Annotated in this window: 22 protein-coding genes; 16 read left to right on the forward strand and 6 right to left on the reverse strand. The window is 66.4% G+C overall.

All coding sequences use genetic code 11. The annotated features are described in order from the left end of the window. Positions 1-16: 16 nt before the first annotated feature. The 4 genes from FHR22_RS01195 to FHR22_RS01210 all read right to left on the reverse strand — a co-directional run bounded on the left by FHR22_RS01195 (position 17) and on the right by FHR22_RS01210 (position 7944). Positions 17-1825, reverse strand: coding sequence for a ShlB/FhaC/HecB family hemolysin secretion/activation protein (locus tag FHR22_RS01195; protein ID WP_166938091.1), 1809 nt, complete (start codon positions 1823-1825; stop codon positions 17-19). A 177-nt stretch (positions 1826-2002) separates the two neighbouring features. Beyond that, positions 2003-2764 (reverse strand): hypothetical protein, encoded by a 762-nt coding sequence (locus FHR22_RS01200; protein WP_166938093.1) that lies wholly within the window; start codon positions 2762-2764, stop codon positions 2003-2005. Further along, positions 2751-4835, reverse strand: coding sequence for an adenylate/guanylate cyclase domain-containing protein (locus FHR22_RS01205; protein WP_166938095.1), 2085 nt, complete (start codon positions 4833-4835; stop codon positions 2751-2753). The genes FHR22_RS01200 and FHR22_RS01205 overlap by 14 nt, the downstream gene beginning before the upstream one ends. 4 nt (positions 4836-4839) lie before the next feature. Next, complete coding sequence (locus FHR22_RS01210) at positions 4840-7944, reverse strand: CHAT domain-containing protein (protein WP_166938097.1); 3105 nt, start codon at positions 7942-7944, stop codon at positions 4840-4842. Between the two features lie 209 nt (positions 7945-8153). Between FHR22_RS01210 and FHR22_RS01215 the strand changes: the two genes are divergently transcribed. Genes FHR22_RS01215 through grxD form a run of 3 tightly spaced genes read left to right on the forward strand, consistent with a single transcriptional unit; the run spans position 8154 to position 9099 of the window. Beyond that, positions 8154-8480 (forward strand): DUF1476 domain-containing protein, encoded by a 327-nt coding sequence (locus FHR22_RS01215; RefSeq protein WP_166938099.1) that lies wholly within the window; start codon positions 8154-8156, stop codon positions 8478-8480. A gap of 4 nt (positions 8481-8484) precedes the next feature. Further along, positions 8485-8718 carry a BolA/IbaG family iron-sulfur metabolism protein gene (locus tag FHR22_RS01220; RefSeq protein ID WP_166938101.1) on the forward strand — a complete coding sequence of 78 codons (234 nt, stop codon included), beginning with the start codon at positions 8485-8487 and terminating at the stop codon, positions 8716-8718. Positions 8719-8766: 48 nt separating this feature from the next. Next, on the forward strand, positions 8767-9099 hold the full coding sequence (grxD, locus tag FHR22_RS01225) for a Grx4 family monothiol glutaredoxin (RefSeq protein WP_166938103.1): 333 nt from the start codon (positions 8767-8769) through the stop codon (positions 9097-9099). A gap of 187 nt (positions 9100-9286) precedes the next feature. On the opposite strand, the gene FHR22_RS01230 is transcribed toward grxD, so the two are convergent. Both FHR22_RS01230 and FHR22_RS01235 read right to left on the reverse strand, forming a co-directional pair. Beyond that, positions 9287-9736 carry a globin domain-containing protein gene (locus FHR22_RS01230; protein ID WP_166938105.1) on the reverse strand — a complete coding sequence of 150 codons (450 nt, stop codon included), beginning with the start codon at positions 9734-9736 and terminating at the stop codon, positions 9287-9289. Positions 9737-9776: 40 nt separating this feature from the next. Beyond that, entirely contained in the window at positions 9777-10175 is a 399-nt protein-coding gene (locus FHR22_RS01235; RefSeq protein ID WP_166938107.1) for a globin domain-containing protein, read from the reverse strand. 101 nt (positions 10176-10276) lie between these two features. Here FHR22_RS01235 and FHR22_RS01240 point away from each other — a divergent pair, with 101 nt between their 5' ends. The 13 genes from FHR22_RS01240 (at position 10277) to FHR22_RS01300 (ending at position 23419) form a co-directional block, all read left to right on the forward strand. Continuing rightward, positions 10277-10717 carry an RrF2 family transcriptional regulator gene (locus tag FHR22_RS01240; RefSeq protein WP_166938109.1) on the forward strand — a complete coding sequence of 147 codons (441 nt, stop codon included), beginning with the start codon at positions 10277-10279 and terminating at the stop codon, positions 10715-10717. Between the two features lie 156 nt (positions 10718-10873). Continuing rightward, entirely contained in the window at positions 10874-11125 is a 252-nt protein-coding gene (locus tag FHR22_RS01245) for a hypothetical protein (protein ID WP_166938111.1), read from the forward strand. A 161-nt stretch (positions 11126-11286) separates the two neighbouring features. After that, positions 11287-12468 (forward strand): L,D-transpeptidase scaffold domain-containing protein, encoded by a 1182-nt coding sequence (locus tag FHR22_RS01250; protein WP_166938113.1) that lies wholly within the window; start codon positions 11287-11289, stop codon positions 12466-12468. 375 nt (positions 12469-12843) lie between these two features. Beyond that, a complete protein-coding gene (locus FHR22_RS01255; RefSeq protein ID WP_166938115.1) occupies positions 12844-13212 on the forward strand; it encodes a BlaI/MecI/CopY family transcriptional regulator in 369 nt (122 codons plus the stop codon). Beyond that, complete coding sequence (locus FHR22_RS01260) at positions 13209-14873, forward strand: M56 family metallopeptidase (protein ID WP_166938117.1); 1665 nt, start codon at positions 13209-13211, stop codon at positions 14871-14873. Before FHR22_RS01255 ends, FHR22_RS01260 begins: the two co-directional genes overlap by 4 nt. Positions 14874-15232: 359 nt before the next feature. Continuing rightward, positions 15233-16162 carry an MBL fold metallo-hydrolase gene (locus tag FHR22_RS01265; RefSeq protein WP_166938120.1) on the forward strand — a complete coding sequence of 310 codons (930 nt, stop codon included), beginning with the start codon at positions 15233-15235 and terminating at the stop codon, positions 16160-16162. Beyond that, a complete protein-coding gene (locus FHR22_RS01270) occupies positions 16163-16942 on the forward strand; it encodes a hypothetical protein (RefSeq protein ID WP_166938122.1) in 780 nt (259 codons plus the stop codon). Continuing rightward, positions 16939-17586, forward strand: coding sequence for a DUF4230 domain-containing protein (locus tag FHR22_RS01275; protein WP_166938124.1), 648 nt, complete (start codon positions 16939-16941; stop codon positions 17584-17586). The genes FHR22_RS01270 and FHR22_RS01275 overlap by 4 nt, the downstream gene beginning before the upstream one ends. A gap of 72 nt (positions 17587-17658) precedes the next feature. After that, a complete protein-coding gene (gene nadA, locus FHR22_RS01280) occupies positions 17659-18648 on the forward strand; it encodes a quinolinate synthase NadA (RefSeq protein ID WP_166938126.1) in 990 nt (329 codons plus the stop codon). A gap of 320 nt (positions 18649-18968) precedes the next feature. Next, complete coding sequence (locus FHR22_RS01285; protein WP_166938128.1) at positions 18969-20105, forward strand: DUF2853 family protein; 1137 nt, start codon at positions 18969-18971, stop codon at positions 20103-20105. A 1175-nt stretch (positions 20106-21280) separates the two neighbouring features. Next, positions 21281-21544 carry a GlsB/YeaQ/YmgE family stress response membrane protein gene (locus tag FHR22_RS01290; protein ID WP_166940616.1) on the forward strand — a complete coding sequence of 88 codons (264 nt, stop codon included), beginning with the start codon at positions 21281-21283 and terminating at the stop codon, positions 21542-21544. 120 nt (positions 21545-21664) lie between these two features. Beyond that, the gene (locus FHR22_RS01295) at positions 21665-21934 is read left to right on the forward strand and encodes a GlsB/YeaQ/YmgE family stress response membrane protein (protein ID WP_166938130.1); all 270 of its coding nucleotides are present in this window, start codon (positions 21665-21667) and stop codon (positions 21932-21934) included. 285 nt (positions 21935-22219) lie between these two features. Next, on the forward strand, positions 22220-23419 hold the full coding sequence (locus tag FHR22_RS01300; protein WP_425057402.1) for an efflux RND transporter periplasmic adaptor subunit: 1200 nt from the start codon (positions 22220-22222) through the stop codon (positions 23417-23419). The last annotated feature ends 2 nt before the right edge of the window (positions 23420-23421 follow it).

Below are 23421 nucleotides of genomic sequence, written 5' to 3' on the forward strand. Positions count from 1 at the left end.
CGATATTATCGTCATGTCAGCGCGCCCGCACGCCGAACTGGGTCGTCAGCGAAATCAGCAGGCGCGGGTCGGGCCGCTCGGTCAGGAAGCCCGCCCGATTGAGCGGCACCGCCAGCGTCACGTCGACACGCGCGACATCGCCATAGGCGACGCGCACGCCGCCGCCGGCCGAATAGAGTTTCTGCGGGTTGAGTCCCGCAAAGGCGCGATCCTTGTTCCACACCCAGCCGGCGTCGAAAAAGGCGAAGGGCTGGATGGCGAAGCTTTTGACATTGGCGGGAACGAACGATCCGTAGCGCGCCTCGAGTGCGACGCCGACGCCCTTGTCGCCGATGATCGTGCCGGGATCATAGCCGCGCCCGATGGTGAAATTACCGCCCGAAAATTCTTCATAAGCGAGCAGCGGGTCGCTCGCCCATTGGGCGCGCGGCGCCGCAGACAGCGTGAACAGCTTGGCGGGCCGCCATTCGGCCTGCGCATTGGCGCGGATCAGGAAGGCGTCGGGCTTGCCCTCGAGGCGGGTCAGCGGGGTGCGGCCGGGCAGGAAACAGGCGGCACCCGTCGGCCCGCAATCCTTGCTCGCACCGAGGACGTTCAGACCCTGCCGTGCTTCGATCGACGACTGGAGGGAAAAGCGCGGTTCGGCCGGGCTATATCCATTGCGGCCCGCGACCGACGCCGCGTCGATCCACGCCGCGTCGAGGCGCAGGCTCAGCACGCGCAGCCGGTCGCGGTTGATCGGCACCGCGCCCAGCTTGATATCCTGATCGATGATGTCGAGCCCGCCCGTCAGGGTCAGCCGCTGCGCCTGGGTCAGGATCAGCGGATAGGCGGCGTACAGGCTGGCGATCTGGGTGTTCGACTTGATCGGCAGCCCGGCGATGTCGGGGCGCGTCCAGGCATAGGTGTAATTGGCCCCGAAACGCAGCCCGTCGCCGCCGACGCGGAACTCGTGCGCCAGTTGCACGACCTTCTGCTCCTTGGGATCGCCCGACGCATAGAAGCTCGCGGTGGTGAGGTCGCCCATGCCGGTCAGCCCGGCAAAGCGAACGCGCGCGACGCCGCCCCAACGGCCGACGTCGTGCGATCCGAAATTCTGGATATTGGCGTCGAACATCACCGGGGTGCGCGCGACCGTCACTTCGCCGACGACTTCGCCGGGGGCGCTGCCGGGGCGCAGCGTCAGCCGCGCGTCCATGCCGGGAATGTCGCGCGCGAGCAGCAGATAGCGTTCGGCATCGACGATGTTGAACACCGGCTGGTCGTCGAGGCGCGACAGGTAGCGCTGCAGCAGCGCTTCATTGGCGCCGGCATCGCCGCGCACCTCGATCCGGGTCATCCGCGCCGCCAGGATGTCGAGGCGGACGACGCCGTCGTCGATCGTCTGCGGCGGCACGCGGACCGCGGCCAGATAGCCTTTGGCGCGCAGCATCGTCGCCGCGCGGTCGCGGATGTCGCAGACCACCGATATCGGCAGGTCGTGCCCGACATGGTCGTTCCAGCTCGCGTCCAGCATCGCGGGGTCGATGCCCTCGACGGTCGAAAACTGCACGCGGCTGAGCGTGATGCGGACGTTCGCAAATTCGGGATTGGCGAGCGGGCAGGGCGCGCGTTCGATATTGTCGTCGGCGGTGACGATCTGTTCGCCGGGCGGCGTCGCCGGGGGCAGGACGGGTTGCTGGATTTCCTCGCGGGTCGGGATCTGCGGTGTCGCCTGCGCCAGTGCGGTGGCGGGAAGCACCGCTGCGGCCAGTCCGGCCGAACAGGCCAGCATCGCCCTCAGTCGTCCGACTCGAGCCGCCCTATCGTCCCCCAGATATTTCATCACCACCCCTTGCGCACGACAGCATGCGCGGTCGCCCCCGCGGCATGCGATCCCGATGCTCCGCCGGATACCCGGCAGCGCGAATTTATCGACCCAAGGAAAGGACTTGCCGCTCAATCCGGCGGCTTGTTCGATCGTTACCAGATGGCTTGGGCCGGTTCAATGGTTACCGCGGGTTCAGCCCCCCGCCGTTTCGGATTCGGACATCGCATCGACCAGCCGGTCGAGCTGCCCCGAACAGTCTTTCGCGACCAGCATGTCGACCGATCCCTCGACGGTGTCGGGGACCGTATCCATCTTCTGGAAGCGGACGGTCACCGGTTTCGCCAGACTGGCGCCCGACAGGCGATAGTCGACGCCATATTGCACCGGCATGGCATCGGTTGGCCATTTGCGGAAATTCGCGCCGTCGACGAGCGCGACGGTTTCGCTCTTGCCGCCGCCTTCGATGGTAAGCGCGGTATCGCCGTGCATGTCGGGACGCCAGAGCATCAGGGTCGCCGGATCGACGACGCAAAAGGCGCCGCCTTCGCGATAGTCGAGCAGCCACAGATTGGGCGCGCGTATGTCGGTCACGACCGGCGCATCCCCCCGCGTCGCCCCGCCGCGCGAACGCATCGTCGGGCTCTTGGCGATCATGCGGGTGACGGTCGTGCCCATCGACTGGCTGAGCTGGACGGTCCCCGTCGCCCCGAACGTGCCGGGCCCCGACAGGGTGCGCGTCTTGCCCGCCTGCATCAGCACGACCTTGTCGCCCGAAACCAGCGTTACCTTGTCGGTCGATTTCAGCTTCGCGCCGGTCGGATATTTGCTCGCCGACGGGCCGGTCGAACGGACGACCATCGACTGGGCGGCCGCGGCTCCGGTGACGGCGACCGCCATGATCGCAGCGGCGGCGGTCAGGCCGAGGCGGCGCATTATCGGGTCAGGAAAGGACATAGCTTTCTCCTTTTTCGGTCTCGTTCAATCGTTCGATGAGGAACAGGACGGATGCATCCTGCCCCGGTTCGGCGGCCAGCGCAGTGGCGCAGGTCACATAGGCGCCGCGATCCCCCGCGGCATGTGCGGCGACCAGCGCCGCGATGCGCGCGCGCTGTTCGGGCGAAAGGTCGGGGCGCGGAGTGAAGGCGTCGACGGGCTGGGCACGGCCGCGCAGCGTCACGCGGCCCATCGGCACCAGATCGTCGCGGGCAGACCGGGCGGCGGCTTCGGCCGAGATCAGCACGCCCGTCTTCAGGCTCTTGTTCGCCGCCTCGAGCCGCGACGCGGTGTTCATGCTATCGCCGAGCGCGGTGTACTGGATGCGCCCCTCGCCGCCGAAATTGCCGACGATCGCGTCGCCGACGTGCAGCCCGACGCGCGTCATGCCGAGCGGGGGTACGCCTTCGGCCAGGTCGACGCGGAATTTCTCGCCCGCTTCATACATGGCGAGCGCCGCCGCGGCGGCGCGTGGCCCGTCGTCGGGGCGGCTGAGCGGCGCGCCCCAGAAGGCGACGACCGCGTCGCCGACGAACTTGTCGATCGTGCCGCCATGATCGAGCACGATGTCGGAAAGCCGGTCGAGATATTCGTTGAGCAGGCGCGCCACCGTCTCCGGCGTCGTCGCGTGGCTCAATTTGGTGAAGCCTTCGAGGTCGGTGAAGACGCAGAAGATATTGCGCCGCTCGCCGTGCAGCGACAGCTGGTCGGGGTCGCGCATGATCTGCGCCGCGACATCGGCGGGCAGATATTTGCCGAGCGCCGACTGCGCGAAAGCGCGCTGCCGCGACCCGACGGTGCGCGCCGCGGTGCCGACCGCAGCATAGCCGAAAAGCCAGCCGAGCGCCCAGCCGAAGGCGGGAAGCGTCGTGGTATCGACACCCTGCCGCTGGAGCCAGAAGGGAACGATGATGAAAAAGGCCATCTGCGCCAGAAAGGCGATCGCGACCCAGCGCGGCCGCAGGTCGATCAGGCTGGTCAGCCCGCCGGCCAACACGATGACGATCGCGAGCGCCCACAGCGCGGGCGAGGGCAGCGGCGTCGCCCACGCCTTGTCGAGCTGCTGCGCGAGCATCAGCGCATGCACCTCCAGCCCGATCATCGTTTCATGCTGGCCGGTCAGCGGGTCGATGAAGCGGCTGAGCGGGGTGTTGAACTGGTCGGTGTCGATGATGTCGCCGCCGATCAGCACATAGCGGTCCTTGATCAGGTCGGCGAAGCCGGCGCGGGTTTCGGCGTCCATCGGCACCGCGAAGACATCGATCGGGATGTTCGCGAACACCGGCTCTTCCTGCCCCGCGGCGGCGCGGGCGGGGAGCAGGTAGCGGATATTGCCCTGATAACCGGCGTGGGCGGCATCGACCGGCGCCAGCGCATTGGCCATCAGCGGCGGCAGATTCTTCGGCCGGTCGGGCCATTTGCGGATCACGCTGTCGTCGTCGGTGCGGAACAACACGCTCGTCGGCCGCGTCTTCGCGGTGCGCACCGCGGCATGATAGGCCTCGAGGAATTTCTGCTGTTCGTAGAAGATGGTGTTCGGATTGCTCGCCTGTTCGACATAGGCGAGCCAGGTCGGCGTCGTCATCGCGCGCAATTGCGCTTTCAGCAGATCGTCATCGGGGCGCGGCGAATCGAACAAGATATCGATGCCGATCGCCTTTGCGCCCATCTGGTCGAGATTGCCGAGCGCATTGGCGAGCAACGTCCGGTCGAGCGGCGAGCGGATGCCGGTGTTGAACAGGGTCTCGTCATTATAGGTGATCATGACGATGCGCTTGTCCTGCCCGACATGCGGCGCCATCGCGGTCGCGCGCGCGTCGTAGAGCGCGCGTTCGGCGGCGTTGATCAGCGGCATCTGCCAGCCAAGCCGCGCGATCAGCACCGCGGCGATCAGGAACAGCAGCAGCGCGACCATGCGCCACGGGCCGAGCTGGCGTCCGAGCTGACGGACGCGCTTGCGCAGCGGCACCGCCGCCGGCCGGTCGGCCGGCGCCGCGGCTTCGGGCACAGGTTCGTTTGCTGCGTCGATCATGGTCTCAGCGGGCCGCGCGGCCGGCTGCCTCCCCGGCCTGCACCGTCCTGACGCCATCGTGGAGCAGCGCCTGCGCGCCGTCGCCGATGATCGCGAAACCGGCCCAATAATAGGGATGCGAGGTCTGTTTTTCGTTCATCAGCCGCGTCTGCGTCGCCCACATCGCGTCGGCGACGCTGGTCCCGCGCTGGGTACCGAACAGGCCGCCGATCAGCCGTTTCGTCGCGTCGAAATCGTCGGGTGCCGGCCAGTGGCTCGCGATCACCGATCGCCCGCCCGCGCCGATGAAGCTGCGCACCAGCCCGTCGAGTGCGTTGCCGCCGCCGCTTGAGATCCCCGCCTCGCGCGTCGCGCTGACCGAGGCGGCGGCGGCGGTGTCGCACGCCGACAGGATGACCAGGTCGGCATCGATCTTGAGGTCGTAGATTTCCTGGAAGGTCAAAAGCCCGTCCGATCCGCCGTCACCGAACGAGGTGACGAGCGCCGGGCGCGCCGGGCACGCGGCGCGCGGCGCGGTGACGAGGCCGTGGGTTGCGAAATGGATGATGCGATAATCGGCCAGATCGCCGCGCGCCTTGACCGCCGTGTCGGTAAAGGCGCCGCCGGTCAGCAGGGTCGCGGCGTCGCGGCCCATCGCATTGCGCGCGGTGACCAGTTCGTCGGCCGAGATCGGCCGGCTCCACTGGGTGATGTCCCACTGGCAATCGATGTCGGTGCCGCCCGCCGCCCCGCGCGTGCCGAGCGAGGGCAGGGTGCCCGCGACCGGCAGATTCTGGCCGAGGCCGAAATATTGGTTCGCCGCCGCCGATGGTGGAGCCTGCCGCGCGTTGCGAAAGGCGAGCGCCGACACCGCGGTGCTCGGCCGCGTGGAGCGGCCGAGCCAGGCGATCTGGCGCATGTCGAACGCATCGGCTTCGGGATCGGCGAGGCGCCGTTCATAGTCGGCGAGCCCGGTGTCGGCGGTGACGAGCAGGCTCACCGGCAGGCGCAGCATCGCGCCGTCGGGCTCGAAAATCAGGTGGGGAACCGCCGGCAGTCGCGCCGCGACCGGGGCGAAGAGCTGGCCATAAAGCTTGCGCGCCGTCGCGGCGTCGAAGGGATAGGTGACGCGGCGGCCGTTTTCGACGATCGAGATCGTCGAGCGGATCGTGTCGACCGCGGTTTCCAGGTCGCCGCTGCCGATGTCGGCGCGCCAGAGCTGCGCGCCGCCCGGTTCGATCAGCATCGCATAGACCGCATCGCCGACGACGAGCATCTTGAGATAGGCTTCGTCGGGCCGCAGCACCTGCTGCAATTCGGCCAGGTCGAGCTTGCCGGGCGCGACGACGCGATATTGCGGAAACGCCGCCAGAGCGACGACGGTTTCGGCCTGTTGAAAGCCGAGATTATCGAGCTGGGTCTTCAAATCGGCGCGCAGCGCATTGATTTCGGGGGTGACCGGCATTTGCGCCAGCCGGGCATCCTCGATCCGCGCGCGTTCGATATCGCGGTTCAGCGTCGTCGCCTGGCGGAACAATCGCGACCCTTCGCCGCTGCCGCCCGACAATTCGCGCGCGAGCACTGCCTGCGTATCGGCGACGCCGGGGCGGACCTGCAGCTGGCTGGCGACGAAGAAATCGCCGACCGCCGCCGGATCGGTTGCCGAACGCGCCGCGAGCAGCCGGTAATAGGGCGCCATCATGTTCGCCATACCGGTGGTCGAGCGCTGCGATCCCGCCAGCGCGGCGACGACGTCGCGATAAATGCCCAGCGCCTTGTCGTCCTGTCCGTGGCGGGTCAGGAAAGCGGCATAGCGCGCGCGTGCCGAGGCGAGCGCATTGGTTTCGGGATATTCGACCGCCAGCGCACCCACCGATTCGAGAAAGCGCGCGTCGGCGGCCGCGACGTCGCCATCGGCCTCTTCGGCAAGCGCCAGTTCGCCCAGCATCTGCGAGCGCAGGCGGACGATCGAGGTGACGCGGCCTTCGCGCACCGCAACCGCCGCGGCGAGCCCCTTGAGCTGCGCGCTCTTCGCCGCCGCGGGATTGCCGCGCAGCCGTTCGACCGTGCCGAGCAGATGGACCGCCTGCGCATCGATGATCTGCGCGCGTTCGGCGGGGGTCAGCCGTTCGCGGTCCGACGTCTGGCGGATCGCGCGGGCATTGGCGCCGCTGTTCACCCCGGCGACGATCTCGGGCGTCAGCGTGACCGCATCGCCCTCGACGCTGACGGCATGGGCAAGCGGCGGGGTCGGCGTTTGCAGGATCGCCGCGGCGCCATCATAATCGCGCTGGTTCAGCGCGTTGATCGCGCGGAAATTGCGGCGGAGGCGGAGCTGCACCGCATCGCTGGTCGGGATCGCCTCGACCTCGCCGAACAGCCGTTCGGCTTCCGCGAATTCGCCGAGGTTCGATTTCTGGAGCGCGCGGTTGAGCGTGAATTCGGTGGGATCGAGGTCGGCGGCGGCCTGTTCCTCGACCGCGCGGCGCGACAGCGCCTCGAAAAATTCGGCCGCCTCGGCATAGTCGCCGCTGTGGTTGCGGCGATATCCCTCGGCCAGCGCCTTGTCGACGTCGATCGTGCCCGCGAGGGTGCGCGCGAAGCCGTCATTGCCGCCGACCGAGGTCGTTGCGACCTTGATCACGCCGGGTGCCACGCGGCGCTCGCGCACCGAGCGGAGCGCGAGGTTCAGCGCATCGCCATAGGCCGCGAAGCCTTCGACGCTGTAACTGGCGTTGCCGTCGGCCTCGACCCGCGTCTGCCAGGCGACGTTGCTGTCCTTGACGGTGCAGGTGATGCCATCGGCGGCGCAGGCGATCGTTCCGGTACGGCCCGCCTCGATCCGCGCCAGCGCATCGGCGGGCGTCGTGCGCAATATGCGGACATAGCCGACCGGCTGGCTCGCGTCGCGGCAGATGATCATCCACGCTCGATCGAACATGCCCTTGATCACGCTGTCGCGTACGGTCGACTGTACTTCGCAGAGCGAACCGCCCTGATCGCCGATCGAAAAGCTGTCGCGAAGCGTCGGATCCTCTGCCTGCGCGCGCGCGGCGCCGGGCATGGACACGGCGAGCGCCGTCAGCACCGCCAGAAACGTCGCCACAAACGTCGGACGTCGAACCGTCATTACGCAATCCCCCAAACACAAGCCCAGGGCGCCCGCCGATCGATGACGGCAAGGCGCAGTCTTCATCGCTGCGGTACGACCCAAACCCCTGCGGGCGAACCCTAAACCCTTCGCATCAAAAAGGGAAGTGATCTGCGGCACAGGCGGCTTGCGCCGCCGGGATACGCCACCTATCTGAAGGGGACCGGTATTTTTGCGAAGAGGACAAGATGAGCGCATTCGACGATCGTGAACGGGCATTCGAGACGAAATTCGCACGCGACCAGGAAGTGCAGTTCCGCATCACCGCCCGCCGCAACCGCCTCGTCGGTGAATGGGCCGCCGAACGCATGGGCCTGACGCCCGAGGAAACCGACGCTTATGCCAAGGCGGTGGTGCAGGCCGATTTCGAGGAAGCCGGCGACGAGGACGTGATCCGCAAGCTGGCGGGCGACCTGACCGCGGCGAATGTCGAAATCAGCGATGCCGAGATTCGGACGGCGCTGGGCGACAAGGCGGTCGAGGCGCGGCGCCAGTTCATGGACAGCCAGGGCTGATATCATGGGCATGCGCGAGGATGATCTGCGGGCGATGATCGCGGCGGCCTTTCCCGACGCCGAGGTGACGATCCGCGACCTTGCGGGCGATAATGATCATTATGCCGCGCATGTCGTCAGCGAATCGTTCCGCGGCATGACCCGCGTCGCGCAGCACAAGGCGGTCTATGCTGCCCTCGGCGGGCGCATGGGCGGCGAACTTCATGCCTTGCAATTGACGACGGCGATCCCCTCATAGGGGCATGCCCATTCGCAGCGCGACTGTGCGCCTGCCCGGAGACTGACAATGACCGACCCGACCACTCACGACCGCATCGCCAAGCTGGTCACCGACCACCCCGTATTGCTGTTCATGAAAGGCACACCGCTGTTCCCGCAGTGCGGTTTTTCGTCGCGCGCGATCGCGATGCTCGACCGCCTCGGCGTCGAATATGACACCGTCGATGTGCTGCAGGACATGGAAGTCCGCCAGGGTATCAAGGAATTTTCCGACTGGCCGACGATTCCCCAGCTTTATGTAAGGGGCGAATTCGTCGGCGGCAGCGACATCATGATGGAAATGTGGGAAGCGGGCGAGCTTCACACGATGATGGACGGCATTCCGACGCGCGCCGAGTAACCGGCGCATCCTTCGGATATCAGGGCTCGCCGGCGCATGCGCCGGCGGGCCTTTTGTTTGTCTTGTTCGTCCGTTCTGAAGTGGGGCGGGACAGGCTCGGTCCCTCTTTCGTCAGCCCGGCGTACGAGAAAGGCTAGGACCAAACAGCTAGGGTCTGACTTCGGCCGCAAGCATTATCCCGGCTCGTTCAAGCCGCTTCGGCATCCTCATAGGCCTGCGCCTCGGCGGCGATCAGGATGTCGGCGAGCATCCAATAGGCCTCTCCCCACGCCGCGAGCACCTCGTCGGTCGCGACCGCTTCGCCCAGCACGTCGCGGATTGCGGGCAGCAACGCGCTGGCGACATAGGGGTAATGTTCCGGTTTCACGCCGGTCTCGATATGGCGCGCCACCATGCGCGACACCGCGGGGCCGAGGGTCTGCAGCTTGTCGATATTCCTGGCGTAGGCGAGGATCGCCGCGGCAAGCCGCTTCGGCTGCTCGCCGCTGGTCTGCGCCGCGCGGCCGAACATCGCTTCGATCCCGGGGTTTTCGAACAAGCGCGTGTACATGGCCGTGGTGATCGCAAGGCCGTGCTTTTCGAGCGCCGGTGCGGTCGCCTTGACGATCTCCATGGCGCGGGCGGACGCAGTACGCATATCAAATCCTTCTGAAATGAGAGAGGTTGGCTCGGATGGTTCAGGCTGTCCGGCGACCGGGCGGATCGTCGAGGCGGAAGAAGAGGGCGAGCTGAAGACTTTCCGCGATGCGCGCCGCCTTGGCCTGCAGCGCCGCCGCGGCCGCAGGCGGCGTTTCTTCCCCGGTCGTCGCGGCCCAGATCGCGAGCCAGCGGTCGAACATCGCCGGGGTGATATGCGCCTTGTGCTTTAAATGCTCCACCACGGGATTGCCCTTGTAACGTCCGCTGGTCAGCATCACCGACGACCAGAAAGCGACGAGCTTTTCCAGATGGCCGGGCCAGTCGCCTACGGCTGCGTTGAACAGGGGGCCGATTTCGGCGTCGGCGCGTACCCGCTCGTAAAAGCGCGGTATCAGGCGCTCGAGTGCTGCTTCATCGATCTGGTCGCCGGGTTCCACGACTTGCTCCAATCATGTATTTTTTCTGCATGTATCGGGATGATTTGAAACATGCAACAAAAATACATATTATATGATCGAGGCCGGTTTTGAGGATTGTGATGCGCCTGACGCGCTACACCGATTATGCGATGCGCGTGCTCCTCTATGCAGGGGCGCAGGAGGGCGAGCGGCTCAGTCCGATTGCCGAGATTGCGCGCGCCTACGGCATTTCGCAAAATCATCTGATGAAGGTCGTCAACGACCTGGTGAACGCCGGCTATCTCGAAAGCGTGCGCGGCCGGTTCGGGGGCGTCCGGCTGGCGCGGCCCGCCGCGGAGATCAACGTCGGTGCGGTGGTCCGCCATACCGAGGAAGGCTTCGACCTTGTCGATTGCGGCAACTGCATCATCGCCCCCGCGTGCGGGCTGACGAGCGCGCTGGCCGAGGCGCTGGCGGCTTTCATGCGGGTGCTCGACGGATATAGTCTCGCCGATCTGATGCGGAAACGGCAGGCGTTTGCGGGGCTGTTCGGCCTTGAAAGCCTTGCCGTGGATGATTGACGAGTGCGCCTTTGCGCCGCCGGGTTGCACGGATCATCGTTCAAAAGGCACCTTTGGTCGCTCCAAATATAGCGCGCGCGCAACATAGCGCGCGGCCCCGGGGTTGGGCCCTCGCGCAGGGACATGTTCCACGCGCCCAAAAAAGGAGTGGTCTCTATGCGTTTCAAACCTCTTGTCCTCACCGCGGCCGCCGCTTCGGCGCTCGCGCTCGGAGCCTGCTCGCAGAATGAGGAGGTTGCCGCCGCGCCGCCGCCGCCCGGTGCCGTACCGGGAAGCGTCGCCGCCGACCGCGATGGCGACGGCATCATCGACGGCTATTACACGGCGGACGGCATTTATCATCCGAACGCGCCGATGATGCCGCCGCCCCCGCCGCCCGCGCCCACCCGGCTGGGGGAACGCGGCTGATTACGCATCTTCGGGGAGCGCGGCGTCGCCGCGCTCCCCTATTTCCGACAGCGTTCCTGATCGCGCTGGCCCTGGGGGCCGGCCTTACTCCCCCTGCGTTCGCCGCGCCGGCGAAGGCCGCGGCGCGCGCCGCGCCCGCTCCGGCCGCTGTCGTCGACGCGATGCGCGAAGAAGCGGGGGGCGATCTCAAACGTTTCTATGCCGAACGCGGCTTCCGGCCGATGTGGCTGCGATCGGGCAAGATCGGGCCGCAGGCGGCGACGCTGATCGCTTGGCTCGAATCGGCCGGACTCGACGGGCTGCGGCCGTCCTCCTACGATGTCGACGGACTGCGCGAACAGGTCGCATCGGCCCGCACCGGCGACCCGCGGGCGGTGGCGCACGCCGAACTGGCGCTTTCGGACGCTTTCGCGCGCTATGTCCGCGACCAGCGCCGTCCGGGCAAGGCAAAGATGACCTATGCCGACAAGGCGCTGAGGCCGAAGCGGCCCGATACGCTGACGGTGCTGCGCGCGGCCGCCTTTCCCAAGTCGTTCGATGCCTATATGACCGACATGGGATGGATGAGCGAACAATATGTCCGCCTCCGCCGCCTCGCCGGCCATGCCGAAAAGCGCGGCGCGTCGAAGGATGCGATGGCGCGGCTGCGCCTCAACCTCGATCGCGCGCGCATCCTGCCGGGGCCGTGGGTCCATCATGTCGTCGTCGACGCCTCGTCGGGACAGCTCTGGTATTATGGCGACGGCAAGCGGGTGGGGACGATGAAGGTCGTCGTCGGCGCGCCCGAGACGCAGACGCCGATGCTCGCGGGCAAGTTGCAATGGGCGATCCTCAACCCCTATTGGAACGTCCCCGACTATCTCGCTGAAAAGAGTATCGCGCCGAAGGTGCTCGCGGGCCGCAGCCTCGCCTCGCTGCGGATGGAGGCGCTGTCCGACTGGGGCCCCAATCCGCGCAAGCTTTCGCAATCCGAAATCGACTGGCAGGCGGTTGCTTCGGGGTCCGAGGTGCTGCGGCTGCGCGAGCTTCCCGGTGGCGCGAATTCGATGGGCAAGGTGAAGTTCCTGTTCCCGAACAAGGAAGGCATCTACCTTCACGATACCCCGGCGCGCGACCTGCTCGCCAAGCCCGACCGCCATTTCAGCAATGGCTGCATTCGCCTGGAGAATGCCGCCGAACTCGGCCAGTGGCTGCTGCAACGGTCGATCCGGACCAAGTCGAAAGCACCCGAGCAGGCGGTCGCGCTGCCCGCCCAGGTACCGGTGTATCTGACCTATATCACCGCCGTCGCGACCGACGCCGGTGTCGCTTTCCGGAACGACGTGTACGGGCGCGACGGCTAGGGCCGCGAGCGGCGCGGCGGAATCGATGAAAAGCATTCGGGGGGCGGGGCCTTGCGGCCGCATCGCCCCCCGTCTGCATCGGGGGTAAGTGGGAATTTCCCGAATGGGGGCAGGGAACATCAGGGACCAGACCGATGTCCCCCGCCGCTCCAGTGAGCGGAACACTCGGGAACATCTGATACCATACAATTGGCGTGCCAAGTCGATGCAGGCGCGGTTTCCCGGGGCAGGCTCTGGTTAGCGAAATCTTACCGCCGCCGCCGCCTGTCAAATATCCCGACACATTGGACATCGGAGCCATTCACCCGCCGTTCAGCCTTATGACTACATCTGTAGTCGAATTGCAGGACGACGCCGGACGGAGGGGTTTTCGATATGGCGGAACGCGCGAGTGAATCCGAAATGCAGGTGTTGTCGGCGCTGTGGGACGATGCTCCGCAGACTGCCGCCGAGCTCACCACGCGGATCGGCAAGATCAACGGCTGGACGCAGGCAACGGTCAAGACGCTGCTCGCCAGGCTGGTCCAGAAAGGCGCGGTGACCGCCGAGGCCGATGGGCGGCGCTATCTCTACCGCCCCGCCGTCGCGCGGGCCGACGCGGTCGGGGATGAATCGCAGCGCTTCGTCGACCGGTTGTTCGGGGGGCGCGTCAGCCCGATGATCGCCCATCTCGCCGAGCGTGAAGCGCTGTCCGACGCCGACATCGCCGAGATCGAGGCGCTGCTCCGGAAACTCAAGTCATGAGCGCGGCGATGCTGATGCAGGCGTGGAGCGATACCATGGTTGCGACCGCGCTGCTCGTCCTCGCGGTGCTGCTGGTCCGCAAGCCGTTCGCCCGCCATTTCGGGCCGCGGCTGACCTACGCGCTGTGGCTGGTGCCCGGGCTGCGGCTGGTGCTGCCGCCGCTGCCCTTCGCCGATCCGATTGTCGTGCCCACCGGTGCCGACGCGGTGTGGGTTCCGGTCGACGCGATGCCGGCGGCCGTACCGTCCGTTGCCGCGCCCGTCTGGTCATTTGCCGATGCGATGCCGCTGATCTTTGTCCTGTGGGCGGCGGGCGCGTTCGCCGTCCTGGCCAGTGCGCTGCTCACCCACCGCCGTTTCCGCCTTGCGGTGCTGGCGGGCGGGGTCGAACTCGAACCGCTCGGCAAGGTCCGGCTGATCCTGACCGACGCGGTCGACGGTCCGGTCGCCTTTGGCTTGCGCCGCCCTCATGTCGCGGTGCCGCGCGATTTCTTCGCGCGCTATGCGGCCGAGGAACGCGCGCTCGCGATCGATCATGAACTGAGCCATCATCGCAATGGCGACCTGTGGGCGAATGCGGCCGCCCTGATCCTGCTCGCGGCGCAATGGTTCAATCCCCTCGCTTGGCGGGCGCTGCGCGCTTTCCGCTTCGATCAGGAGGCGGCGTGCGACGCGCGCGTGCTGACGATGGCCGGGTGCGGGGCCGATGCGGCCCCACGCGACGTGCGCACCGCGCGCTACGCCACAGCGATCGCCAAGGCGGCGGTCGGTGCGCGGCTCTCGCTCGCCGCGCCGATGGCGGTGCATGATAATCTGCAGGAGAGGCTGACGATGTTGATGCAGGATGATATTTCGAAGCGGCGCGGCCTTGCCGGGCGTTTGCTGGTCGGCGGCGCGGCGCTCGGCGTGCTCGCGGCGACCGCGACGCTCGTCCCCGCCGGGGTTGCCGAAGCCAGCGCGCAGACGGATATCGCCGAACCGCCCGCACCTCCGCTGCCGCCCGAAGCGCCGCTCCCGCCCGAGGCACCGGCGGCACCGGATACGCCGCATGGCGTGATGCTCGTCACGAAGGGCGAAGACGGCGCCACCGAACATGTCTGGACATCGGACGATGGTGCGAAGCGCGAGGTACGGCGCATCATGATCCGCGAAAGCGGCGACGGCGACGGCAAGTCACCTGCGGTGCGCGATTTCGAAGTCGCGATGCCCGGCAGCCTGTCGCGCGACGATATCCTTGCGACGCTCAAGGAACAGGGCGTGACGGGCGCTCGCGCCGATGCGATCGCCGACAAGCTGGAGGCGAAGCGCAAGGCGGGCTTCCGTACCGCGCTGGCCCCGATGCCGCCGATGCCGGTCATGCCGCCGATGCCCGCAACCGCCTGGGCGCCGGTGACCAACCGGGCGATGACGCTCGCGCGCTGTGGCGACGGCGCCGCAGCGCCGACGGTCGATCGCGAGGAAAGCGACGGTGGCAAGCGCAGCCGCTTCGTGATGATCGCCTGCGCCGACGGCCCCGGCGGCAAGGCGGCGCGGCTTTCGGCGCTGAAAAAGGCGCGCGATAATTTTCGCGAGAGTGAAAATGCTCTTTCTGACACGATGCGCGCCAGGGTCGCCGCCGATCTCGACAAGGCGATCGCCGAGATGGAGAAAGCGGGCGACTAGCCTGCGACTTTTGACCTGACAATTTCGACGCCGACCTTCGTCCCCGGTGAGGTCGGCGGCAGGGGCGGGGGAAGGGAGTGGTCCGTCCACTCTCTTCTCCCGTGCTTGTTTTCACCCGGGCGGCCGGCTTTGGGGTGGGGAGCGTGCGGTCGGCCCGTCCATAACCGTCGCCCCCGCGCAGGCGGGGGCCGCCGTCGGCCTAGCGCAAGGTTGCCAGCGGCCCCCGCCTGCGCGGGTGCGACGGTTTTAAGTTACGACCGCCACCAGCCGCAGCCCGCCCTCGCCAGGCAACGAACGCGCATCCGCTTTTTGCAGCCCCAACCCTTTTCCTTTCGCCCCCGCAATGCCACATGGGCGCCATGAGCGAAGAAAAGCCCTGGCCCGACACGATCCGCGCCGGCGACTGCGAACAGCATGAGCCGCTCGTCCGGCGCGTGCTGGCGCCCAATCCGTCGCCCTATACCTTCACCGGCACCCAGACGTGGATCGTTGGGGGGGGGATCGGCGCGGGCGCCGACGTCGCGGTGATCGATCCCGGTCCGACCGGCAGCGGCATGAGCATCGGCGATCCGCCCGATGCGAACGGCGCCGGCCATGTCGATGCGATCCTGCGCGCGATCCAGGGACAGCGCGTCGCGGCGATCCTGTGCACCCACACCCACCGCGACCATTCGCCCGCCGCGGCGCCGCTCAAGGCGGCGACCGGCGCCCCGATCATCGGCTGCGCGCCGCTGGTCCTGAACGACGACGGCCCGCGCGCCGACTCGGCCTTCGACCCCGATTATGCGCCCGACCGCGTGCTCGCCGACGGCGAGCGGATATCGGGCGACGGCTGGACGCTCGAAGCGGTGGCGACCCCGGGGCATACCTCGAACCACCTCTGCTTCGCGCTGCTCGAAAGCGGCGCCTTGTTCACCGGCGACCATGTCATGGCCTGGTCGACCAGCGTCGTCAGCCCGCCCGACGGCGATATGGCGGCCTATATGGCTAGCCTGTCGAAGCTCTATGACCGCGATGATCGCATCTATTATCCTGCACATGGGCCGGCGGTGACCAAGCCGCGGCAGCTGGTGCGCGGCATGCTCGGCCATCGCAAGCAGCGCGAGCGGCAGATTTTGCGCGAACTCGGGAAGGGAAGCGCTGTGATCCCGGTCATGGTACAGCATATGTACAAGGGCTTAGATCCCCGACTGACCGGCGCCGCCGGCCGCTCGGTGCTCGCGCATTTGCTTGATCTTCAGGCGCGGGGCGTCGTGCGCACCCGCAATGAAGAATGGGAACTCGCCTAAATGCTCCTGCCTATCCTGATCGCCGCAGCCGCGCCCGTCGCCGCGCCCGCCCATGCCGTCGTCGATCTGGTGGCAAATAAAGCCGGCCAACTCTGCCTGTCCGATGGCGGTATCTGCCTTGAATTGCCCGCCGACGAAGATTCGGATGAATTGCCGGCCAATTTGCTCGTCTCGTTTCCGGGGGCGGGCGATACCGAAAAGACGGCGCTGCCCTTGCCGTCGTTTTCGGGCGAGCCGCAGGGATTGCGCCTGTGGCCGCATCTTGTTTCGGTGCGCGGCGGCGATGACGGGCAGGGGCTGGAATATCTTGTCGGGGTGATCACCGAACAACGCGCGATGTATTCGGGCGGCGGCGGCTCCGGCGGACGGCTCCACCTGCTGCGTTTCGGCATGGCGCCGCACGCGATCGCGCTGAGCGACGAGGTGCTCGATATCGAATGGGACAGCTCGCTGATGATCCGCGCCTGTTTTTCGGAGCAGGATATGGAGGACCGGCTTGGCGCCTGTCATGACGAATATAGCTTTACCGGGGCGCTCGCGGCGGCGGCACCGGGCGGCGGCGAACTGCCTTCGCTGACCTATCGCACCACCGCGACCGCCTATCCGCAGAGCTCGCGGCGGAGCGAGGACAATAGCGGCACCAAGCTCAAGAAGAGCGATCTGACCAAATGGAAGGATCCCGAATGCAGCTATACGCGTATGCTGCATTATAACCCGGCGACGGCGCGATATGAAATGGATCGCGCGGCGCCCGATTGTTCGGATTATACAACGCCATGACGTCTCCCGCTTCCGCTTCCTCCTCGCGCATCGTTTCGCGCCTCATCCTCCTCGCCGCGGCGCTGGTGCTGCTGCTCGCCGTCTGGTGGGCGGTTGCCGCGTGGCGCGACTGGCAGAAGGGCTATGATCCCGAAACCGTCGTCGCGGCGAGCTTGCAGGGGCTGCAGGAACAGAATGTCCTTGTTCCCTTCACCGCGCGCTATGTCGCGGTGGTGACGTCGACGCAGAGCCGGCTGGGGCTGAGCGCGAAGAAGACGCTGATCATGCCGGGCACGGTTCGCTACGAGCTCGACCTTGGCAAGTTGAAGCAGTCGGACCTCGACTGGGACGCGGCCACCAACGCGCTGACCGTCACCCTGCCGCCGCTGCGCCTGGCCGGGCCGGAAATCGATATCGACGCGATCAGCGAGTTTCGCGATGGCGAGATACTGATGGCGCTGACCGATACCGAAAAGTCCCTCGACACCGCGAACCGCAAGCGCGCGCAGGAAGAATTGATCAAGCAGGCGAAGGGCACGACTCCGATGCGGCTGGCGCAGGGCGCGGCGCGGACGGCGGTCGAACAAAGCTTCGCCATGCCGCTGAAAGCGGCGGGCATCGACGCCAAGGTCACGGCGCGCTTTGCCGCTTCGCCTGCGGGCTGATACGCCGAATTGCCCTGCCGGGGCCTGCGGTGTAGGGGGATCGGCAAGGCAAAAGCCAGATAAGGAAAAGCCATGACTGCTCCCATCCGCGAGAATCTCTCGGGTCTCGACCTGCGTGCCGAAATCGACCGCCTGCGCAAGGAACGCAACGCGGTCATCCTCGCGCATTATTACCAGAAGCCCGAGATTCAGGATCTCGCCGATTTTGTCGGCGACAGCCTCGAACTGTCGCGCAAGGCGGCCGACACCGACGCCGATGTCATCGCGTTCTGCGGTGTCAAGTTCATGGCCGAAACGGCGAAGATATTGAGCCCCGAAAAGATCGTCATCCTGCCCGACATGGACGCGGGATGCAGTCTTGAGGACAGTTGCCCGCCCGAACAGTTCAAGCGCTTCCGCGAAGCGCATCCCGACCATATCGCGCTGACCTATATCAACTGTTCGGCGGCGGTGAAGGCGCTCTCCGACGTCATCGTCACCTCGTCGAGCGCCGAGACGATCATCAGCCAGATCCCCGAAAGCCAGCCGATCATCTTCGGCCCCGACCGCCATCTCGGCGGCTATCTCAACCGCAAGTTCGGGCGCGAGATGCTCCTGTGGCCCGGTGTGTGCATCGTGCATGAAGCGTTCAGCGAGACCGAACTGATCAAGCTCAAGGCCCAGCATCCCGGCGCGCCGGTCGCCGCGCACCCCGAATGTCCGCCGCACATCGTCGACCACGCCGATTATGTCGGGTCGACGAGCGGCATCCTGCAGTTTGCCAAGAGCTTTCCGGGCGACACGCTGATCGTCGCGACCGAGCCGCACATCATCCACCAGATGGAGCTGGCGCTGCCCGAAAAGACGTTCATCGGCGCCCCCGGCGCCGACGGCAACTGCAACTGCAACATCTGCCCCTATATGGCGCTCAACACGATGGAGAAGCTCTACATCGCGCTGCGCGACCTCGAACCGCGGATCGAGATGGAGGAAGGCCTTCGCCTCGCCGCGCGCAAGAGCCTCGACCGCATGCTCGAAATGGCGTCGGGGACGATCGGCAAGGGCGATCTGGGCCAGCGCTAGATTGGGCTGGCGTTTTCCACCACGTGGAACCGGCACGGGCCCGCTCCCCCGCCCGGCCTCCCTAACGATAGTAACCTAGGGAGGCCGGGCGGGGGAGCGGGCCGGTGCCGGACCTGTTTCAGTGTAACTGAAACAGGCTCCATTCTGCCCGTCCTTGTTGCGGACAGGCCGGAAACCGTTCCGGAGCCGGACCGGTCATGTCGCTGCCGCAGGTTGCCTTCGGGTGAAAAAGCCATAGGTTCCAACGACCGGGTCCGAGTCCCGCCGCTCCGGCGGGCGCCAGACGGTGGTCGCTTGCGCCCCGGAAGGAGGTAGGTCGCATGGCTGAAGATTGGCTGGCTGATGTCCGTAAATATGCCGCGGACGCCGACGAGACGGTGGTGGCGGCGATCGTCAAATATCTGGGAATCGCGCTCAGAAAGGTCGATTCGTCGCTCGTTTCCTTTACCGACAAGAAAGAGACCGATCGCGTTCGCGAGAATTTCCTGAAAAAGAAGCTTGGGCTGACGCATGATAATGCGACGCTCGATGCGGCGATCGCCGGCGTCGGTGACCGGATGAAGGGCGACCGGACCAAGAACCGCGTCACCGTCTATTATCTGCTCGCCGAGCATTACGGGCTGCTCAGCATCTTCGGCGGCGTTGCGGGTGCGGCGGCTGCGACCGGCGCGGCAGCGGGCCTCGCGGGCGCACGCGACAACGACGCGCCACCGGCGGCTGACGATGCAGCGGGCGGGGGTGCGGCTGCGCCGCTCGCCGCCGCCGGCCTCGGCGGTGCGGCGGGGGCGGCCGCGGCGTCTTTCGCGGCGGATACTCCCGCAGCAGCGGCAGCACCTCCGCCTCCACCGGCCTCTCCGCCACCGGCTTCCGTGGCACCGCAGGCGGCCTATTCGGCGCCCGAGGCGGCGGCGGGCGGCGGCATCGGGTGGCTGCCGTGGCTGCTGCTCGCGCTGCTCGTGCTGGCGCTCCTCTTCTTCGGGCTACGCTATTGCTCGAAACAGGATGCGGCGGTCGCTCCGGCGGACAATGGCACGGCGATCAGTGAAACCGCGCCGCCGGTCGACGGCGCGGCGGGTACGGCAGTTCCCGCCGCCGCCATCCCCGAGGGCGCGGGCGTTGTCGCGGCGGACCGCGAGGGCAAGCCGATGCTGACGGTCTATTTCGACACCGGCAAGTCGCTCGTGTCGAACGATCTTGCGACTGCGGCTGCGTCGGTGAAGGCCTATGTCGACGGCAACCCCGGCGCGACGCTCGCGGTGTCGGGCTATAACGACCCGACGGGCAATGCGGCGGCCAATGCCGAGCTGTCGAAGAACCGGGCACAGAGCGTCAAGGCGGCGCTCGAAAAGCTCGGTATCGCCGCCGACAAGGTTGTGCTCGAAAAACCGGCCGAGACCACGACCACCGGCACCGACAATTCGGCGGCGCGCCGGGTCGAGGTCACCGTCAAGGGCTGACCGCCCGTCACGCGCGACGCGTCGAGGAGAGCGGGGCCTGCGGGCTCCGCTCTTTTTTTCACCCGAGTCGGGGCGGTCGGAGCCATCGAACCTTGCCCGATGGCCCGCGCGAGACGCGAGTCGGTTCGATTTTCGAATCTGAAAATGTTGCGACGACGTTACAAAAATGCTGCGCAGCAAAGGCTTGTTGCTAATGCCGGACTTATCCACAGTCGAAGGCGCGTCGGCGCCCCGTTTTCATGTTTTTTGGTTGGCGCCCCGAACGCTTCATGTCAGCTTCAAATCATCGGACGACAGAGACGTCGAACCTGCCGGGACATTAAGGGTGGTTGCAAGACTAGCCGGAAGAAAACGGATCGGACTGACGAGGAAATCGAACGATAGCTTGGTCACGGAACGCAGCGATTCCCACGAGTTGAGGCGAACCCGATCAGGTACAGGAAAACAGTCCATCGCTTGGACAGCGATTGCTTCGGCAGACGCAAGAAGAGATGATGAAGGGTTTTCCAGGTGCGGCCGGCCCCCGAAAGGGGGCCGACCAAACCACCGCCGGACATTTCCGGCGTTGGCCAGGACGCATCGTTTGGCGGGCTGCTGATCGAAAGAACAGCGGACCGGGATGAAGCGGATCGGTGACGCGGGAGTGAAACCGGATAGTGGGGGTTGGCAGCGATGCCGGCCCCCATTTCGCGTGCGCGGCTGCTGATCGGCGATCCGGAACCTGCGTTTTGCAAGGGGGCGGCTTTCGGCCGGGAGTGGACATTCCCTTCATCGTCACCCCGGACTTGATCCGGGGTCCCGCTTGATGCCGAAACTGCCGGTGCTCCCCAAGAAAAGCGGGATCCCGGGTCAAGCCCGGGATGACGAGGATGGGCGAAGCAACGTCCGCTCTCCACCCCGAAGCCGACGTCCTCCGCGAAAAAAAGCCGCCCTGTGACAAGCGTCACATCGCCATCCTGCGCGCGCGCCTATCGCCATTCTTGCGACCCGGAACAGTTCCCGATCAGGAACTGATCCTTACTTTCCCGGCCGCGCCTTTCGGGGCCGGCCGGGAACCTTTCGCCCCTCCTTCGCATTTTAACTGCATCGTTGAAACGATGTCCGGACGCGATCAGGCGTTCGCTTGTTTGCCGGCGCTTACGGCATTTGCCCGGCTGGTTCAGGAAGGGAAAAACATGGGTCTTATCATCACATTGATCGTCGGCGGCGTGATTGGCTGGCTGGCCAGCATCGTCATGCGTACCGATGCCCAGCAGGGCATCATCCTGAATGTCGTCGTCGGCATCGTCGGCGCGTTCCTCGGTAACATCCTCGGCGGCATGTTCGGCATGGGCGCCAGCCTCGATACGTTCAGCCCGATCGGCCTGCTTTGGGCGTTTATCGGCGCGGTGGTGCTGCTCGGCATCATCAACCTCATTCGCCGCGGCAGCGTCCGTTAACCGGCTGGCGGCGGCCCGTTTCGGGGTCGCCGCCATTCTGCTAGGTGATTTCAAATATTTGCGTTACCAATGACATGCCTGCGAAGGCAGGCGACGGAAACGATCGTAGGGGGTCATCATATGACTTGGATTATTGCAATCATCATGGGCGGTGTGATCGGCTGGCTGGCCAGCATCGTGATGCGTACCGACGCCCAGCAAGGCATTTTCCTGAATATCGTTGTGGGCTGCGTGGGGTCGATCCTCGGCCGCTTCCTGTTCGGCAGCTTCCTTGGCGGCGGGCATCTTCGCGGCGACGCCTTTGATCCGATGACCTTGCTCACCGCCTTTATCGGCGCGGTGATCCTGCTTGCCATCGTCAATCTGGTACGGCGCGGCCGCGTGCGCTGAATTCCCGCATATTTCCGGTTCGGTTTCGAACCGGTCGCAAAAAGGGCGGTCCGCAGCGGCGGGGCGCCCTTTTTCTTTGGAAATCGATGAAGTTGGCGTTTATGAGGCCGCCCCGGATCGCGGGCAAAACGGCGATCTTTGCCCCCTTGTCAGGGGTGGTTTAATTAGGTAATACACCTTCAGCGGGATTTGACTGAACGGATTTGGGTCCCGTCGAGCGGACGGGGGCGGATCGCGGGGTGATCGCCGTGCCGTCTACCACGGACGGCAGATTGGGAATTCGGCGTGAACTACGAGCGGAAAGTGGATGTGATGGACAGCTTGGCGGGGTCGACCCAAAGCTTTTACGACGAGGCGAATAATCGCCGCAAGCGGACACGGCTGATCGTCGCGCTGGTCCTGATCGCGCTGGCGTTGGCGGCGGCGTGGTTCGCTTTCAAGCAAGGTGTGGGCGACGGGGCGGCGAGCGCCGACGGCGCAGCGACAACCAATATTCCCAATGTCACCGTGGTGATCCCGGGGCGCGTGTCGGTCGAGGCCGCGATTTCGGCCAACGGAACGATCGCGGCACGCCGCGAAATGCCGGTCGGTGTCGCGGGCGAAGGCGGCGAGGTCGTGCGCGTGCTCGTCGAGCCCGGCCAGTGGGTCGGTGCGGGACAGACGCTGGCGGTCATCGACCGGTCGGTTCAGGCGCAGCAGGCGGCGGGGCTCGCGGCTTCGATCCGCGTCGCGCAGGCGGACGCCAATCTGGCGCAGGCCGAACTCGAGCGCGCCGACGCGCTGGTCGGCCGTGGATTTATTTCAAAGGCCGACATGGATCGCAAGCGCGCGACGCGCGATGCAGCGAACGCGCGGGTCCGCGTTGCACAGGCGCAATATCAGGAAGCGGTCGCGCGCAACGGCCGGCTCAACATCGTCGCCCCCGCTGCGGGGCTGGTGCTGACGCGCCAGGTCGAACCGGGCCAGATCGTCGGCGCGGGCAGCGGCGTGCTGTTCCGCATGGCGAAGGGCGGCGAGATGGAAATGCTGGCGCAGATGGCCGAAGCCGATCTGCAGCGCGTCAGCGTGGGCACGCGGGCGACGGTGACCCCGGTTGGTACCGCCCTGCAGGTTACGGGTCAGGTGTGGCAGGTCTCGCCCGTCGTCAACACCGACACGCGGCAGGGTATGGTGCGCATCGCCATCCCGTACAGCGCCGCGCTGCGTCCGGGCGGCTTTGCCGATGCCCGGCTGGTTGCGGGCACCGCCGAAGCGCCGCTGCTTCCTGAAAGCGCCGTGCATAGCGGACCCGAGGGCAATTATGTCCTGCTCGTCGGCAAGGACGACAAGATCGAGCGGCGCGCGATCAAGGTCGGTACCGTCAGCGACAGCGGCGTCTCGATCGCTTCGGGCCTGGCCGGAAACGAAAAGGTGGTGGTGCTGGCCGGCGCATTCCTGAACGTCGGCGACAAGGTGAAGCCGGTGATCGAGAAGTCGTCGCAATAATC

Origin of the sequence: Sphingopyxis panaciterrae, from assembly GCF_011762125.1 — a bacterium.
GTDB classification, from domain to species: Bacteria; Pseudomonadota; Alphaproteobacteria; order Sphingomonadales; family Sphingomonadaceae; genus Sphingopyxis; species Sphingopyxis panaciterrae.